This is a genomic window from Kribbella sp. NPDC020701 (assembly GCF_055562215.1).
Window position 1 is genome coordinate 42,505 of record NZ_JBVHFT010000021.1, and the last position, 15,822, is coordinate 58,326.

At 67.1% G+C, this 15,822-nt stretch carries 16 protein-coding genes; 8 read left to right on the forward strand and 8 right to left on the reverse strand.

Annotated elements, in window-relative coordinates:
• Positions 1-96 precede the first annotated feature (96 nt).
• The gene (locus ACZ3HV_RS37555; RefSeq protein ID WP_465691659.1) at positions 97-504 is read left to right on the forward strand and encodes a VOC family protein; all 408 of its coding nucleotides are present in this window, start codon (positions 97-99) and stop codon (positions 502-504) included.
• Between the two features lie 492 nt (positions 505-996).
• Positions 997-3,105, forward strand: a complete 2,109-nt coding sequence (locus ACZ3HV_RS37560; RefSeq protein ID WP_465691661.1) for a multicopper oxidase family protein — start codon at positions 997-999, stop codon at positions 3,103-3,105.
• Positions 3,106-3,538: 433 nt separating this feature from the next.
• Here ACZ3HV_RS37560 and ACZ3HV_RS37565 read toward each other — a convergent pair whose 3' ends face one another.
• Positions 3,539-4,000: a hypothetical protein gene (locus ACZ3HV_RS37565; RefSeq protein ID WP_465691851.1), complete on the reverse strand. Its 462-nt coding sequence runs from the start codon at positions 3,998-4,000 to the stop codon at positions 3,539-3,541.
• Here ACZ3HV_RS37565 and ACZ3HV_RS37570 point away from each other — a divergent pair.
• Positions 3,992-5,458 carry a tyrosine-type recombinase/integrase gene (locus tag ACZ3HV_RS37570; RefSeq protein ID WP_465691845.1) on the forward strand — a complete coding sequence of 489 codons (1,467 nt, stop codon included), beginning with the start codon at positions 3,992-3,994 and terminating at the stop codon, positions 5,456-5,458. The genes ACZ3HV_RS37565 and ACZ3HV_RS37570 overlap by 9 nt on opposite strands.
• Here the strand turns inward: ACZ3HV_RS37570 and ACZ3HV_RS37575 are convergent.
• From ACZ3HV_RS37575 to ACZ3HV_RS37595, 5 genes are all read right to left on the reverse strand, one after another.
• The gene (locus ACZ3HV_RS37575; protein ID WP_465691663.1) at positions 5,366-6,943 is read right to left on the reverse strand and encodes an ABC transporter permease; all 1,578 of its coding nucleotides are present in this window, start codon (positions 6,941-6,943) and stop codon (positions 5,366-5,368) included. The two genes, ACZ3HV_RS37570 and ACZ3HV_RS37575, sit on opposite strands and share 93 nt — an antisense overlap.
• The gene (locus ACZ3HV_RS37580) at positions 6,940-7,902 is read right to left on the reverse strand and encodes an ABC transporter ATP-binding protein (protein ID WP_465691665.1); all 963 of its coding nucleotides are present in this window, start codon (positions 7,900-7,902) and stop codon (positions 6,940-6,942) included. The genes ACZ3HV_RS37575 and ACZ3HV_RS37580 overlap by 4 nt, the downstream gene beginning before the upstream one ends.
• Positions 7,903-7,930: 28 nt before the next feature.
• Entirely contained in the window at positions 7,931-8,584 is a 654-nt protein-coding gene (locus ACZ3HV_RS37585) for a TetR/AcrR family transcriptional regulator (protein WP_465691667.1), read from the reverse strand.
• A 32-nt stretch (positions 8,585-8,616) separates the two neighbouring features.
• Positions 8,617-9,279: a DUF6596 domain-containing protein gene (locus ACZ3HV_RS37590; protein WP_465691669.1), complete on the reverse strand. Its 663-nt coding sequence runs from the start codon at positions 9,277-9,279 to the stop codon at positions 8,617-8,619.
• 728 nt (positions 9,280-10,007) lie between these two features.
• Positions 10,008-10,514, reverse strand: a complete 507-nt coding sequence (locus tag ACZ3HV_RS37595; protein ID WP_465691671.1) for a MarR family winged helix-turn-helix transcriptional regulator — start codon at positions 10,512-10,514, stop codon at positions 10,008-10,010.
• Positions 10,515-10,830: 316 nt separating this feature from the next.
• Here ACZ3HV_RS37595 and ACZ3HV_RS37600 point away from each other — a divergent pair, with 316 nt between their 5' ends.
• Together ACZ3HV_RS37600 and ACZ3HV_RS37605 are read left to right on the forward strand one after the other, a co-directional pair.
• Positions 10,831-11,169, forward strand: a complete 339-nt coding sequence (locus ACZ3HV_RS37600) for a hypothetical protein (RefSeq protein WP_465691672.1) — start codon at positions 10,831-10,833, stop codon at positions 11,167-11,169.
• A 522-nt stretch (positions 11,170-11,691) separates the two neighbouring features.
• A complete protein-coding gene (locus ACZ3HV_RS37605; RefSeq protein ID WP_465691674.1) occupies positions 11,692-12,141 on the forward strand; it encodes a DUF4383 domain-containing protein in 450 nt (149 codons plus the stop codon).
• A 2-nt stretch (positions 12,142-12,143) separates the two neighbouring features.
• On the opposite strand, the gene ACZ3HV_RS37610 is transcribed toward ACZ3HV_RS37605, so the two are convergent.
• Positions 12,144-12,575 (reverse strand): hypothetical protein, encoded by a 432-nt coding sequence (locus ACZ3HV_RS37610; protein ID WP_465691676.1) that lies wholly within the window; start codon positions 12,573-12,575, stop codon positions 12,144-12,146.
• Positions 12,576-12,700: 125 nt separating this feature from the next.
• Entirely contained in the window at positions 12,701-13,012 is a 312-nt protein-coding gene (locus ACZ3HV_RS37615) for an STAS domain-containing protein (RefSeq protein ID WP_465691678.1), read from the reverse strand.
• 142 nt (positions 13,013-13,154) lie between these two features.
• Between ACZ3HV_RS37615 and ACZ3HV_RS37620 the strand changes: the two genes are divergently transcribed.
• From ACZ3HV_RS37620 to ACZ3HV_RS37630, 3 genes are read left to right on the forward strand one after another with little or no spacing between them, the layout of a single operon-like run.
• Complete coding sequence (locus ACZ3HV_RS37620) at positions 13,155-13,856, forward strand: response regulator (protein ID WP_465691680.1); 702 nt, start codon at positions 13,155-13,157, stop codon at positions 13,854-13,856.
• A complete protein-coding gene (locus ACZ3HV_RS37625; RefSeq protein WP_465691682.1) occupies positions 13,853-15,232 on the forward strand; it encodes a HAMP domain-containing sensor histidine kinase in 1,380 nt (459 codons plus the stop codon). The genes ACZ3HV_RS37620 and ACZ3HV_RS37625 overlap by 4 nt, the downstream gene beginning before the upstream one ends.
• Positions 15,229-15,822, forward strand: coding sequence for a GerMN domain-containing protein (locus ACZ3HV_RS37630; RefSeq protein ID WP_465691684.1), 594 nt, complete (start codon positions 15,229-15,231; stop codon positions 15,820-15,822). The genes ACZ3HV_RS37625 and ACZ3HV_RS37630 overlap by 4 nt, the downstream gene beginning before the upstream one ends.

Below are 15,822 nucleotides of genomic sequence, written 5' to 3' on the forward strand. Positions count from 1 at the left end.
GCCGGGTCAGCGGGTCCCCCACGGCAGTTGGACCGGACGACTGGATGCCGCGCTGCGCAATATTGGCTACCTCTTAACCCGTGGCACGATCGCGTGATGCTACAACTCACGGATTTCATCATTGACTGCCCGGACCCGATGAAGCTGGCGGCCTTCTACGCCGCGGTGACAGACCGCCCCATCAGGAACAGCCACGACCAGGACAACTGGGCCGGCATCGCCTTCGGCGAGATCGAACTGGCCTTCCAGCGGGTGGACGGCTACCGCGCCCCGCGCTGGCCCGACGACGAACACCCCAAGCAGTTCCACCTCGACTTCGAAGTGGACGAGATCGAGCCCGAACAGCGCCGCGTCGTCGAACTCGGCGCGACACTGCACAAGGACTTCATCGGACCCGAGGGCTACGGCTGGCGGGTCTACACCGACCCGGTCGGGCATCCCTTCTGTCTGTGCCGCAACAAAGGGGTCACGTGGACCGACAAAGGGGTGGTGTTTCCCTACTAAAGAGCTTGTGGCCGACTTGCCGCCCACCTCGCCGAGACCCGATCAGCGGGTGCGGCGCTGATCGCCTGATCCTGCACCGAGGCCACCACCCTGTCCCAGCCGACCAGCACCTGGGTCCACTGCCCACCGACGTCAAACGCGGTGGTGCTGTGTACGGCGTGCCCGGTGCGCTATCAGTTCGCGCTGCCCGCGCAGGTCCGGAACATCAGCCTCACCTCGCCACGATCCTGCTGGTCGCGCCGGGTCTCCTGCAGGGCCGAAGGTCTGCTGCCGAACCGACACTGGGCCCGGCGCGTGCCTTGGACGGCGACGGCCTGGTCGCTGGCGACCGGACACCGGTAGGTCCTGGATAGAGTCCTGCGCCTTCCGAATTGGAGCAAGAAGTCCCTGACAGCCGCCCGCAGCCCTGCCGACCCTGAGAGCATTCAGGCGGCGTCGGCCGCCACGCCCCGGCCCGACACCGTGTTGCTCACGAAGTCGTGGGGGTGTGCGATGGCTCGTCACAGCGAAGCAGTCAGGCCGCTCAGTCGGCGCACGTTCATCAAGGCGGTGGGTGGAACGGGCATCGGCTTCGCGCTGTACACCTACCTGCCCGGGGGTGGGGTCAAAGCCCTGGCCCAGATTCCTGGCGGCACTCTGAATCCGCATCTGGTGCCCAAGTTCCAGACGGCGATGCTGATCCCGCCGGTGATGCCGAAGGCCGGGACGTTGGTCATGCCGGGCGGCAAGCCCGCGGACTACTACGAGATCTCGATGCAGCAGATCTCGCAGCAGATCCTGCCGGCTCCGCTACCCGCCACCACTGTGTGGGGGTACGGCGCGGTCGCAGCGGCGAGCCGTCGCGGTCTGCTCATCCACAACGCGCCCTCGCTGACTATCGAGGCCCAGGTCAACCGACCGGTGCGGATCAAGTGGATCAACGACCTGGTCGATGCAGGAGGCAACTATCGGCCGCACCTGCTGCCGGTCGACCCCACGTTGCACTGGGCGAACCCGCCGGGCGGCACCACGCAACGAGACGACCGTCCGGACTTCACTGGCCAGCCGACGCCGGGCCCGTACACGGGCCCCGTCCCCATGGTCACGCATGTGCATGGCGCCGTCGGTGTTGGTGACGAGAGCGACGGGTACGCGGAGGCCTGGTATCTTCCGGCGGCCGGCAACCTGCCGGGCGGCTACGCGACGAATGGCACCTGGTACGACTTCTTCGCGGGCAAGGCGTCCGCCGCTTTCGGAGTGGCGTGGGGGCCGGGATTCGCGACGTTTCAGTACCCGAATCAAAACCGCGCCTCGACCATCTGGTACCACGACCACACGCTGGGCATGACCAGGCTGAATGTCTACGCCGGCCCGGCCGGCTTCTACATCGTGCGCGGCGGCCCGGCGGGCGACAAGGCAGTGTTGGACAGCCGGTCCGGTGCCGTCGCGGTGCTCCCCGGCCCGGCGCCCATGGAGAACGACCAGTTCCCGCCGAACAAGACCTACCTCGAGATCCCGATCGCGATCCAGGACCGCTCGTTCAACTCCAACGGGTCGTTGTTCTATCCCGACACCCGCACGTTCTTCGACGAGCTCGTCGGTCCCTACATCCCGGACGGGCCGTTCTCGCCGATCTGGAACCCGGAGTTCTTCGGGAACATGACGATGGTGAACGGCAACACCTGGCCGTTCCAGACCGTCCAGAAGCGGCGGTACCGGCTGCGGTTCCTCAACGGCTGCCAGTCCCGCTTCCTGATCCTGGACTTCAACCAGATCCCGGGTGTCGAGGTGTGGGCGATCGGCAACGAGGGCGGCTTCCTGACGGCGCCGGTAAACCTCACCGCGACCAACGGGAACCGGTTGCTGATGGCGCTCGCCGAGCGTGCCGACCTGATCGTGGACTTCACCAACGTGCCGGTGGGCAACTACGTCCTGCGCAACGTCGGTCCCGACGAGCCGTACGGCGGCGGCGTCCCCGGCGTCGACTTCGACCCCGCGGACGAGAACTCGACGGGCCAGATACTGCAGTTCCGGGTCGTGCCGGCCATCGCTCCCGACCCGACCACGCCGCCGCTGTTCCTCCGGCTACCGGCCCGCGCACCGCTGCCGACCGCGACCGTGACACGACGGCTGGCGCTGATCGAGAAGGCGGACATCGGCTTCGACGAAACGGAGGAGGAAGAGATCGAGGGACCCGTCGAGGCGTTGCTGGGCATCGTCGACGCGGGCATCGCCGTCGAGAAGCTCTGGATGGATCCGGTGAGCGAGAATCCCGCGCTGGGAGCGACCGAGGTCTGGGAGATCTACAACGCCACCGCGGACGCGCATCCGATGCACATCCACGAGGTGGCCTTCGAGGTGGTGAACCGCCAGGACATCCTCGTCGACGAGGAGACCGGGGCGGTGCAGGTGGTGCCCGGCTCGGTCCCGACGCCACCCGAGTCATGGGAGACCGGCGTCAAGGACACCGTTACGGCCCTGCCGGGCCAGGTGACCCGGGTGCGCATGCGATTCACCACACCCGGCCAGTTCGTCTGGCACTGCCACATCGTCGAGCACGAGGACAACGAGATGATGCGGCCCTACCGCATCGGCCCGGTCCAGCCGGGACAGCCGGACTGACCTTGGCCCGGATTGACCATGGCCAGGTCACCGGCCGATGATCTCGTCCCGTCGTCCGATCGGACCGCCTGCTGGCGGTCCGATCGGCCTGATCGACAGCGATAACAGGGTGATCCTCGGCGTGCCGGCCACTTCGTCGACGAGGCGGGCGGACGACGAGGTGCCAGACGAGCGCCGACGACCGGTGCGTTCCAATTCAGCTCCCGCCAGCGTCAACTCGTGAACCTCACAGCCGAGCACCGCTACCGGCGCACCCCTTTACGCACCTCAATCAGCGCGAGAGGATGGTCAGCGATGAGAGCCGATGTGCACGAGACCACCCCCGAATCCCTTGCCAGTAAGAGCTTTCGCTCATCATCGGCAAACGATGATCAGCCTCAGCCGTAAATCAGCGGGTTCGGGTTCGAGTCCCTGGCGGCGCACAAAGCCCAGGTCACGACGATGGCCTGGGTTTCTTCATGCCCGTAGGACACCTTTTATTCGACGCTTTCAGCCGCACGTCTATCTTGCCGACCGCATGTGCTGACTTCGTCTCGTCGTGACTGTGCGTCACATCACATGCATGCGCGACCTTCTCCGACTCGCCGATCCTCCGCACCGGCCACGCGTTGAACAGGCAACGCTCAGACCGCATGGAGGACACATGCCGAGAACACCGCTGCCCATCGGAACCTGGGGACAGATCTCCACCAGGACTCTGAAGACCAAGAAGAACGGCAAGCCCGTCAAGCACCTGGCTCACGCCAGGTTTCGCGACCATGACGGCAAGGTCCGAGCCGTCACCGCCACCGGCACAACCAAGACCGCCGCCCGAACCGCGCTGCTCACCAAACTCCAGAACCGCGCCAAAACCAACGACTCCGGCGACCTCACCCCGGCCCACAAGATCAACCACCTCCTCGACCTCTGGAACCGCAGGTTCGAAGAACTCGTCGCCGACGGCACATGCTCACCCACCTCACCCGCCACCTACCGGCGCGCCGTCAACAACCATCTCCGTCCCGCCCTCGGCGAACTCCACATCGCCGAAGCCACCACCCAGCGCCTCGACACCGTCCTCACCACCATCAAGCACCACGCCGGCGCCCCCACCGCCAGAACCTGCCGCGCCGTCATCTCCGGCGCCATGAAACTCGCCGTCCGCTACGGCGCCACCACCGTCAACCCCGCCCGCGAGGTCGACGCCATCGAAGCCAAACCCAAACACCCACCCCGAGCACTCACTGCCAGGGAAGTCACCCTCCTGCACAGGAACCTGACCGCCGATGAACACGCCGTCGCGGCTGACCTCCCCGACCTCGTCACATTCATGCTCTGCACCGGCGTCCGGATCGGCGAAGCCCTCGCCGTTCTCTGGAACCAAGTCGACCTCGGACCCGGCACCGTCGAAATCACCCACACCATCGCCCGGCCACCCGGCGAAGGCCTGATCCGCAAGACCACCAAATCCAGAATCGGCGAACGCACCCTCAGCCTCCCCAGCTGGGCCGCCGCCATGCTCAGCGGCCGCCACACCGCCGACACCCGCCCCACCGACCCCGTCTTCCCCGACACGAACGGCGGCTACCGCGACCCCTCCAACACACGCCGAGGCCTCCGCACCGCCCTCTCCCCTGTCGGCAGCACCGCCCGACGCGAACTCGGCCAAACCCTCCGCGGCCTCCGCCGCGAGACCCACCTCAGCCGAAAGCACGTCGCACAGACCCTGGGCTGGCCCCAACCAGAGTCGAACTCGTCGAAACTGGCCGCATCAAACCCACGCACCGGCGCATCTCAATCCTCGCCAAGACCTACAACATCGACCTCGACAACCCCCAAACCTGCTCGCCCAACTCGAGGAAGCCACCCGACCCGCCGAATCGGACAAGCTCGCCTGGATCCGCACTCACGCACTCCGCAAAACCACCGCCACCGCCCTCGACCAAGCCGGCCAGACCGCCCGCCAAATCGCCGACCAGCTCGGCCAAGCCAAAGTCTCCCTCACCCAAGACACCTACATGGGCCGCCAACCCGCCAACCCAGCCGCAGGTCAAGCCCTGGAGCACGCGTTCGACAACCCAGACCTCCTGTGACGCAACCGGCCCATGTCACGACGGGCGTGTCAGGGAGTCCATCGTTCACAAAGGCGGACCGGTTTCAGCTGAGGCGACTCGACATGCTGATCGGAGCGTCGCCGGGCCGTGCCTGTCGTCGTACCGCGCCACTACCTGAAAGTTGCCATCGATGGCCCTCGCCGTCGCTGGCCCAGACGGATGTACTCCTACGCCTGCGGGATGTCGCGTCGGCGGAAGCTGGCGTAGCCAGCCACGAGGCAGACAGCAGTGAGTATGGTCAGCAGGATCACGTTGTCTGAGTCGACCGCCTCGACCGGTGGATTACCGATCAGGTGAAACGGTGAGAGGTCACGGACCGCTCCGGCCAGGTTCAGCGAGTCGCCGAGGTAGGCGATCACCGCGCCGGCCGCGTAGACCAGCCACACGACGGACCCCCATCGCGGTACGGCAGTGAAGACGAGCAGGGCGAGGCCACCGAAGAAGGCAACGGCCGGCAGGAAGTCGATGATCGCCCGCACTACCTGCTGCGTGATATTCACTCCCGTCGACCACGAACCGCTCGCCGCGAACACCGCGCCACCAGCAACCGACACCGCGACGATCCCAGCACCGACGACCGCCAGCTGCACGCTGAGCCATGACCAACGACTTCGCTCACCCGACAAACGAGCCTCGAGCCGCCCGGACGACTCCTCGGCGCGGAGCAGGCCCACGGCCTGGACGGCGTACCCGGCGCCGAGGAGCGCGAGCAAAAGGGCCGTCATCGCGAGAACGGAGCCCAGCCCCGTGGCACCCGCTCCGCCACCCATCGCCGAGGCGAGCGACGGGTTGCCGTTGATCGCGTTCACCAGCGGCTTCGCGGCCGACCCGAACGTGCCCGCGACCACTACAGTCGCCGCGGTCCACCCCAGCAGCGATCCCCGGTGCGAGCGCAGCGCGACCCCGAGTGGTGTACGCAGAAATCGCGACGCGCGCGGATCGGCGGCACCTACGCGAAGGAGTGCGCTGCCGACGTCTCGCCGGGATGCGATGGCGAGCGCGGCTACGGCGAGCAGCGCGAAGACCACCACCGGGATGAACAGCGGCCACCAGCGCTGGTGGCCGAACGCCCGTGTCTGTTCCTGCCAACCCAGCGGTGACAGCCACGTCAACGGCGACCACTGCACGTCGCCGATGCCGCGCAGCACATAGGCAGCGATGATGGCCCCGAGCCCGATCGCGTAGACACCACGGGTGTGCTCGACGAGCTGCGCGGCGATCGAGGCGACACCGATGAACACTAACCCGAGCACACCCATCGAGAGCGAGTAGAGCGCGGCGTCGCGACCGGGAACCCCGACGCCGGCAAAGCTCGCAAACAATGCCACGGTGATCAGGACCTCAGCCACGACAGCCACCAGGATCGCTGCCAGCAACGGCGTGGTGCGGCCGATGCGACCGGCGAGCACGGCCTCGAGCCGGCCGAGTTCCTCGTTCTTCCGGGTCGTCCGGGCGATCAGGCTGACGGCCATGAACGGGATCGCGAAGGACGCCATGAACCCGAACTCGTTGGCGATGATCCCGCCCAGCGAGTCGATGCCGGCGATCCTGCCGTTGATCATCATCAGCGCATCGTCGTGTACGGCGGCGGCGTACGAACGAATCTTCTCCGGGCTGTCGTACAGACCCTGGATCGCCGAGACGGTGAGCGCCATGGTTCCGCCGACGGCAACCACCCACACCACCACGGCCAGCCAACCGGTGCGCAGATGCACCCGCACCATCGTCGCCAACTGCCCGCTCATGCTGGGCTCCCCTGCCGGCTCTCCTGCTCGGTGTAGGCGTGCAGGAACAGCTCGTCGAGACTCGGCGGGGCGACGGTCAGGGTATCCACACCCGCGGCATGCAGCCTGCCGACGACGTCTCCGAGAACGTCGGCATCGACGCTCAGCCTGGCCTCGAAGCCGGCACCGTGATCCTCGACCTCGAGGTTGACCACACCGGCCACCCCGTCGAACCGCGGAAGCTGTTCGGTGACCGCGTGGATCTTCGTCCGGGTGTGCCGCCGAAGCTCGGCCAGAGTGCCGGTCGTGACTGTCTTTCCCTTGCGGACGATCGTGACCCGGTCCGCGAGCGCCTCGACCTCGGCGAGGATGTGACTGGACAACAGAACGGTGATGCCTTCGGCGGCGCGCTCGCGGATGATCTCCTGAAACGCCTGCTCCATCAGCGGATCCAGGCCGGACGTCGGCTCGTCGAGAACCACGAACTCGACGTCGGCGGCCAGCGCCGCGATCAGCGACGCCTTCTGGCGATTGCCCTTGGAATAGTCCCGGGCCCGCCTGGCGGGATCGAAGTCGAACCGGTCGATGAGCTCGTCGCGCCGATCGGCACGAATCCCACCGTGGACCTGGGCGAGCACGTCGATGCACTGGCCACCACTGAGCCCCGGCCACAACGTCACGTCGCCGGGGACGTAGGCGAGACGGCGATGCAGCGACGCCGCCCTGTGCCAGGGATTCTTGCCGAACAGACTGATCTCACCACCGGTCTTGCGCATCAGGCCGAGCAGGACCCGGATCGTGGTGGACTTCCCAGCGCCGTTCGGCCCGAGGAAGCCGTGCACCTCGCCGCGACGGACCTCCAGGTCCAGCCCGTCGAGCGCCGTGACGCCGCCGAACCGCTTCACCAAACCGGTTGCGCGGACGACGACGTCCGCACCGGGCTCGTCTGTACGAATCGCTCTGGGCCCCGCTATGGGCATCGACATTTCGTTGCCGCCTCCTGCGTTGTCAGTCTTCGTTTTGTTCACCGGTCTCGGCTGTCTCGGTGGTGGGAACGACCAGCGCGCCCTCGCGGTAGATCCGAGTCACCTCGGCAGCCCAGCGAGCCAGGCCGTCCCCGGACATGGGGTCGAAGCCGAGGACGTCGGTCAGCGGCTCGCGCAGGAGCAGCAGGATGAGGTCGGCCGACAGCATGAACGCCGCCCGCACCTCCAGGTCGGCCGTCGGCGAAGCGAAGCCCGCATCGACAAGCTGCCCGATCAGCACGCGCGACACCTCGTACCAGCGGCGGAACAAGGCCCGACCGGCTGGGTCCCCGCTGAGAACCAGACGCCGCAGGTACGTCGGCAGCGGCGAGTCCGCAGGCAGCGCCTGAGAGAACATCTCGGCGATCGAGGCATTCGACCCGGTGGTCAGGACTTGACCGATCTCGTCGACGTCCTCCATCAGAGCGTCCAACTGCGCCGCGGCGTACCGATCCACCGCCTCACGCAGCCCGGCCTTGCTGCCGTAGTGATGCAGCACCAGCGCCGGTGAGACCCCCGCCGCCTCCGCGATCTGCCGCACGCTGACGGCATCCGGCCCATGCTCGGCGAACAACCGCAGCGCAGCGTTGCGAATCACCGCCCGCCCCGTCAGGTCCTCATCATCGACTGATCTCACGTTCAGTAGACTAAACGATCGTTCAGCAACATTCAAGCTGAAGTCGTCACCGTCGGTCGTCTGGTCGACGAGACTGACGTGCGCCAGGTTGCGGATGGGCCGCACCTGCCGGCATGTGATCGAGTGCATGCTGAAGTGGGCTGGCGGTCAGCGCCGTCCCACAGCGACCGATCCTGGTCCTTCAGCAACACCACGTCTCCATCAGGACCACGAGCCCGAATCCGTGCCTCGTTGAGCAGGATGAGAGCGAGCAGACCCGACACTTCCGGCTCGTCCGGCAGCAGATCCCGCAGCAGCCGCGTCAGCCGGATCGCGTCGGCGCGCAACTCTCTTCGGCCGATGTCATCGGCACCGGCGTTGTACGCCAGGTACAGCACCGAGAGCACCGCCCACAGCCGCGCCGGCAATTCGTCGTCCTCAGGAACCCGGTAAGGGATGCTCGCGGCCTTGATCTTGTACTTCGCCCGCACCAGCCGCTTGAGCATCGTGTCCTCACTCACCAGGAACGCCGACGCGACTTCAGCGGGTGTGAGTCCGGCGACGAGGCGAAGCGTCAGCGCCACCTGGTGCTCGACCCGCAAGGCCGGGTGGCAGCAGGTGAAGATCAGCCGCAACTGGTCGCCTCCCAGCGGATCCCCAAGCTCGCCGTCGATGGCTTCGGCTCGGAGCCTTTCGGACTCGATTCGCTCCGTCAACTCGCGTCCGCGCCGGTTCCGCCGTACGACATCGACAGCGCGGTTCCGCGCCGTCGCGACTACCCAGCCACCGCGTCACAGAAGTCGTCAACGCAGGAAGCGGCGAACCGTTCGCCCCCGCAAGCAAGGTCTTCCACGAATGGGTGGCCATCCCGACCGTCGATCGCCCGCTGTGGAAATCGGTGCTTGCCGAAGCCGTCGCCTTTGCCAGGAAGAACCTGGACAACTCTCGATAGCGCCCGAATCGTGCGCCTCGCAGATCCTCGACGAGGCACAGCACAGCCTCGTGGCGACTCGGCCGGCGACGCGCACACCGGCGGAGCTTGGCAGTCCTCAGCCGTCCGGCGCGGCGCCGACATTGAGCGCAGTTTGAGAGTTCATGACAGTCAACCGCGGACCGAGGACCTGTCGGCCGGGACGACTTACAGTCTGCTGCGAGGCACAGTCGGCCGAGGCATTGGCGAACGCACCTCCGCCGGGATGCATGCACCCCAACCCGACCGGAGGCGACTGCGTTCGCAGCCAGGAGCCTCGCCTGAGGGTGGCATCCGAGTTGGTGGTGTCCTGCTCGGATCGGATTCGCGGTCACCCTTCCGAGGCGCCGAACGAGTCGGTCGTGCCCGGTGCCGGTGACGGTGATGTTGGGGGGAGACTGTCACCGGCACCTCTTCAGTCGATGGCGAACACCCGGAGCAGACGAGGGTGTGTTCCGCAGCACGATGGCGAGCTCACCAGCCGAGCCGGCTCGCGGCCTCAGCAACGACCGCGGGCTCGTCCGCGGCACCCGCGAACGCCACCAGCGCACGGACGAGTTCGCGCCTCCGCCCAGCTGGCATTCCGAGGACGATCCGCTCGATCTCCGCTCTTCGTTTCCGGGTCACCCGGCGAACCAACTTGCGGCCCTCGGCTGTCAGGTCGATGACCACTTCGCGACGATCTTGTGCGTTCTCCCGGCGGTCGACCAGGTCGGCCGCGATCAGCCGATCGACCATCCGCAGCGCCGTGGACGCGGTCACATCGAGCCGTTCGGCCAACTGATTCAGCCGGCTCTGGCCGTGGCCGTCGAGGACGACCAGAGTACGGAACTGCGTCAACGTGACCGACTCCTCGACCTGAGCCAATGATCTGGCCGAGATGCCGACCAGTACCCGCGAGGCAGTCAGTACCGCCGCGACCACCTCGTCGACCGTCTCCTCGGTCGCAGCACCTACCGTCCGGTTGCCTGAACCTGTCACGGACCCACCTCCACAGCTTGCCCTGACTGATCCTTGCAGAGGCTAATCGATCACTCGACTCCAGACTCGATCCGCTCGGACGTCAGTCCGGCTCCGGCCTCGCGACATTCGGCCGGTCCTTTGAATGCAGCATCCAACACTTGGCTCAGGTAACTCGCGTGCTATCACCGCCTGACGTACTTGACGACGACGCTGCGGGAACTTTGAGATCACGTGACGTTCAGCGTCCGGCCCGAGAGCGCCCGTCGTGGCCGCGCTAGACAGGTCGCAGACCAAGTCGAGGGACTCGGAGCCGGTTGGAACGGTGGATCTGACGATGGACGCTCGCCGGAACATCCGGTCGATGCTCACTGCAGCAGTTCGGCTGCTGTTAGGACGAAACACGAAGGACGCCGAGCGGTCGCGGGCAAGCATGCCTGCCGGCGGGCAGTTGAGCGACTGGACGGATGCCGAGCTCTACGCGGTGTGGTGCGCGACAGGGGCAGAGCTACTCAATGCGCTGCGCGCCGAGCACACGGACCACACTCTGACGGCAGCCGACGCTCGGCAGTACCTACTGGCCGAGGTCGAGCGCCGCTACCCGCGCGAGACCGCGGCCTGGCTCGCTTCCGACGCGATCTTGTCCGGCGAACCGCCGACATTCCTGGTGCGATGAGCATCAATACGGTAGGCGCTGTATGCCGGCTCGGCGCACTTTGGTCGGCCGAGATGACAGTAGGCGGAGACGAAGAAGCTCGGTTTGGTCACTACGGGGGAAAGCGACCAAACCGAGCAGGTACGGACGTTAGCGGGACCCAACCTCGCCAGCAACCTGTCCCGAAGATCGTCATCCGATCGTCAAGCAGGTTCTCGCAGGTACTCGCCCTTTGTCGCGTCGTTGACGCGCGTATTGAGAGTTGTTGACGTTCCCCGGCGACGACTCCCTTTGGATGGAGACAAGCCATTTCCTCGTCTAGCCTCATCGCCAGGCCCGACAGTGAACAGGCACAAGGCTTGGGCCGAGTGGATGCTGGACGGCGGCCGTTGAGGGGCGACCGTCGCCGGCATCCATCGCCGACCGGGCGCCGGCAGCATTTCGGGCCGGGCGCCACGCCGTACGGCGTGCTCGTGAGAGCTACTGAGGGAATGCTCGTCACCAGCACCCGGACAGGCCGGCCGTACGTGAGGAGACCGACCAGTGCCCTACGAAGCATCGAGCGATCGGACCACCCCCGCACCGACGCAGATCGCCACGCTCTGGCTCGCCGGGGCGTTCATCACGCTCGCGGGCTTCGGGCTCGCCCGCTATATCGACAGCGTGGGCCCTTGGATCCCAGGGCCGGAATCGGTCGTGTTCGGCCTTTTCCACACGCCGTTCCCTCACACTCTCATGCATCTGGGGCTCGGAGTGGGGGCCCTGCTCGCGGCAGGGTCAGCGCGATCGTGCCTGATCTTTCTGGCCGCGGCCAGCGCGACGCTCCTGTTGCTTGTCGGCTACGGGCAGGTTGACAAGAGCCCGGCTCTTCCCGGAGTGGTCCCCCTTCACGATGGCGACGTGTTGCTGCATGTCATCCTCGCCTGTGCCATGGTCGCGGCGGGTCTCGCTGCGCTCACGCGTCGCACGAGAAGAGGTCTCACGCGCGGGTAGGTTCAGTCCGCCGCCGACGGACCTTCTTCGACCGCCTGGCGGTCACGTACATGGACACCCGAGGCGATGTCCAGAGCCAGCAGGGCACGATGGAGTGCTTCCAGGCAAGGATCACCAGCAGCCGGCAACGCATACAAGCACAGCGCGCGCCGACCGTCTGTGGTCCAGCCTGCCTCTTCGATCTCGCCGGCCTCGTCGAGCAGCGGTTCCCAGCCTTCGCCCGCCAGGTGCTCGAAGGCACTGCGACGGTCGGCGTCGTACAGCGAGAGTCCAGCGGGCCGGTCCTGACCGTCGAGGCAATCGATCCAGGAGGCCTCGACCAACGGGTCCTGCGGCGCGGGGACATCCGTCGTCGGGCGGGGCGTCACGAGGTACCCCGTTCCGGTCAAGGGATCGAGATAGGCGGTGTGTGCGGCGAATTCGACGACGGTCACGTCGACGTACCCTCGGGGGCTCGGTTCGCGGTCGAACGGATTCACGGGCGGTGATACCTCACAGAACCGGGCTGGGCGGCCTCGGCGGATCGATCGGGTTCGGCGGAGCCGGCAACGCGGCGGGATCACGCGGCTTCGACGTCGAAGACGCGGTCGAGGCCGGTCCGGCGAAGTACGTCGGACATCTTGCGGCTGGCATGCCGGATCACGACCCCGCCGCCGCGGCGGCGACATACACGATGGGTGTCCAGCAGGGCGGCCAGCAAGGTCGAGGACAGCTCGCCGAGGTCAGACACATCGATGACGACCAGGCTGGCCCCGTCCATCACCAGGCCGCGGAGGCGCCAGCGAAGGGCGGTCAGACCGGTCCCGAGGTCGGCTTCCGAGATCGTCACGATGGCCTTTTGCAGGAGCGGACTGTGGATCGGATCGGTCATCGACGGTCGCCTTCCGGAGTGGTGTGGCATTGCTATCAGCGTGCACTGCCGACATTGAGATCGGTCGTCGTCCTTCTTGACGATCGGATGACATGCGCGCCCCGGGGCTCGTTTCCCGAGCAACGGTTGCGACTATGGACCCATGCCGATGCAGGTCCTGATCGTGGAGGACGACGACCGTATCCGGGCCGTACTGCGCCTGGCGCTCGAGGACGAGGGCTACGAGGTCGCCGAGGCCGCCGACACCCCGTCCGCCCTGGCCGAGGTCCGATCCTCGCTGCCGGACCTGATGATGGTCGACCTGATGCTCGGCGAGGTCGACGGCTACACCTGCATCCGTGAGGTGCGGCGGATCAGCGACATCCCGATCGTCATCGTCAGTGCCCGTTCCGACACCCACGACATCGTCGCCGGTCTGGAGGCGGGAGCCGACGACTACGTCACCAAGCCGTTCCAGGTCAAGGAGATCACCGCACGGCTACGCGCCTTGCGCCGACGGCTACGGAGCAGTACCGACCCGGTCGAGGCCGACATCGTTCTGGACCCCGATCCGGACCACCGGCTGGTGCTGTCAACCTCCCGCGGTGCGGTGAGTCTTGACGGCAACGACGTGCCGTTGACGGTCACGGAGTACCGGCTGCTGGTCGAGCTGGCGCAGCCACCCGGCCGGGTTCTGAGCCGGTCCGCCTTGCTCGCCTCCGTCTGGGAACACGGGTACTACGGAGACGAGCGCATCGTCGACGTTCACATCCGAAGGCTGCGCACGAAGATCGAACGCGACCCCGGCAAGCCACAGCTCGTGGTCACGATGCGAGGAATGGGCTACCGGCTGGACCCGCAATGACCGTCGGACTGCACATCTTCGGCCGGAACACCTGGGGCTTGCGACGCCGGCTCGTGCTCGCCTTCGCACTCGTGGCATTGCTCGTGTCGGCTGTGTTTGCCGTCAGCACCTACCTCCTCGCGCGTGGCTACGTACTGGCGCAACGCGAGCGGGCCGTGCAGCATCAGGCCTTCGCCGATGCGGCGTTCGTCCAACGCCGCCTGGAGAGCGCAGGCGCCGACATCTCCGCCGTTCTGACCGCAGCCGGTACGCCGGCCGGGCACACGATCATCCTCAAGTGGAAGGGACAGTGGTACGCGTCCGCGCTCGACCAGGGCCGGGACGCCATACCGGCCACCGTCCGCCAGGACGTCGCCGACGGAACCGCGTCCAGCCAGCGCTTCCGATCCGACGACGGCCCAGCGCTCGTCGTCGGCGTACTGGTCCCGTCGGTTGACGCAGAGTTCTACGAGATCGCCCCACTCAACGAACTCGACGGGACGCTACGTCTGCTCAGTGGAATCCTGTTCGGTGGTGCGTTGCTCGCAACGGCTGCTGGAGCAGGCCTTGGAGTGTGGGCCAGCAGGTCGGTCGTCACACCGCTGAATCGTGTCGCGGCAACGGCAGCGTCGATCGCGGGCGGCGACCTCGACACCCGGCTGCCGGCCACGCTGGACCCCGAGCTGGCCACGATCGTCGGCTCGTTCAACAGCATGGTCGACACGCTCCAGCAACGGATCAATCGCGATGCCCGGCTCGCTGCGGACGTCAGTCATGAACTCCGTTCGCCGTTGACGACGCTGGTCGGCAGCGTCGACCTGCTGAACGCCCGCCGGGACGAGCTGTCCGATCGATCACAGCGCGCCCTCGACCTGGTCACGGCCGACCTGCAGCGGTTCCGGCGGCTGCTCGAGGACCTGCTCGAGCTCGCGCGTTCCGATGGCGGTCTCGACGTCCGCCCGCTCACTGTGATCGAGCTCGGTCCGCTGCTGCGGCAGGTCCTCGGTGAGGTCGGCTGCGACACGTCGCTGCTGACCAGCCCAGAGGATCTGTCCGTATGCGCGGACAAGCCGCGCCTGGGACGGCTGTTCCGCAATCTCTTCGAGAACGCCGAACGCCACGGTGAGGGACTCGTCAGCGTGCAGGCCGCCCGCTCCGGGACCGACCTCGTCGTGTTCGTCGACGACGCCGGCCCGGGCATTCCCGTCGACGACCGCGAGCGCGTCTTCGAACGCTTCGCGACCGGTCCGGCCAAACGCGGATCCTCATCCGGAACCGGCCTCGGCCTCGCGCTGGTGACCGAGACCGCTACGGTGCACGGCGGTGCGGTCTGGTGTTCGGCGTCGCCGTCCGGCGGAGCCCGATTCGTCGTGAGGTTGCCGGAGGCCCCCAAATGAGCCGCCGTACGCGCGCAGTGCTGGGAGCGATCGCGGCGACGATCCTGCTGATCGGTTGTGGCGTTCCGATCCAGCGACAGCCCGCACCGATCGATCCGGGGGCCGTGCCGTCGCGGCTCCAAGGTTCCGGCTCACCGACCTCGGGCCCGGCCTCCGCCACACCGGGCAGACCTGCCATCCAGGTGGTGTTCGTGCAGAAGGACCAGCTCGTCACCCTGGTCCGCGACGCCCCCAGCCCGGCCACGTCCGATCGCCTGCGGACAGTCATCGCGGCGCTGCTCGCCGGCCCGACCACGACCGAGCAGGCGAACGGCCTCACCTCCGCACTGCCGCCCGAACTCAACCTCGCAGTCAGCAACGTGCAAAAAGACCGCGTTGACCTCGAGCTGTCCGGGGAAACCGACGGGCGGTCCGCCGCCGAAAACGTCCTCGCCGTCGGGCAGATCGTTCTCTCGATCACAGCACTCCCGACGATCCGCGAGGTCACCTTCTCCCGCAACGGGCAGCCCGTCGACGCCCTCCTCGCCGACGGCGCCCTAACCACCGCCCCACTCACCGCCGCGGACTACGCCGCACTCCGCGCTCACTGA

Excerpts from the sequence above, each read along its gene's own strand:
- ACZ3HV_RS37555 (WP_465691659.1), top strand. The coding sequence starts at position 97 with ATGCTACAACTCACGGATTTCATCATTGACTGCCCGGACCCGATGAAG.
- ACZ3HV_RS37560 (WP_465691661.1), top strand. The coding sequence starts at position 997 with ATGGCTCGTCACAGCGAAGCAGTCAGGCCGCTCAGTCGGCGCACGTTC.
- ACZ3HV_RS37575 (WP_465691663.1), bottom strand. The coding sequence starts at position 6,943 with ATGAGCGGGCAGTTGGCGACGATGGTGCGGGTGCATCTGCGCACCGGT.
- ACZ3HV_RS37580 (WP_465691665.1), bottom strand. The coding sequence starts at position 7,902 with ATGCCCATAGCGGGGCCCAGAGCGATTCGTACAGACGAGCCCGGTGCG.
- ACZ3HV_RS37600 (WP_465691672.1), top strand. The coding sequence starts at position 10,831 with ATGGACGCTCGCCGGAACATCCGGTCGATGCTCACTGCAGCAGTTCGG.
- ACZ3HV_RS37615 (WP_465691678.1), bottom strand. The coding sequence starts at position 13,012 with ATGACCGATCCGATCCACAGTCCGCTCCTGCAAAAGGCCATCGTGACG.
- ACZ3HV_RS37620 (WP_465691680.1), top strand. The coding sequence starts at position 13,155 with ATGCCGATGCAGGTCCTGATCGTGGAGGACGACGACCGTATCCGGGCC.
- ACZ3HV_RS37625 (WP_465691682.1), top strand. The coding sequence starts at position 13,853 with ATGACCGTCGGACTGCACATCTTCGGCCGGAACACCTGGGGCTTGCGA.
- ACZ3HV_RS37630 (WP_465691684.1), top strand. The coding sequence starts at position 15,229 with ATGAGCCGCCGTACGCGCGCAGTGCTGGGAGCGATCGCGGCGACGATC.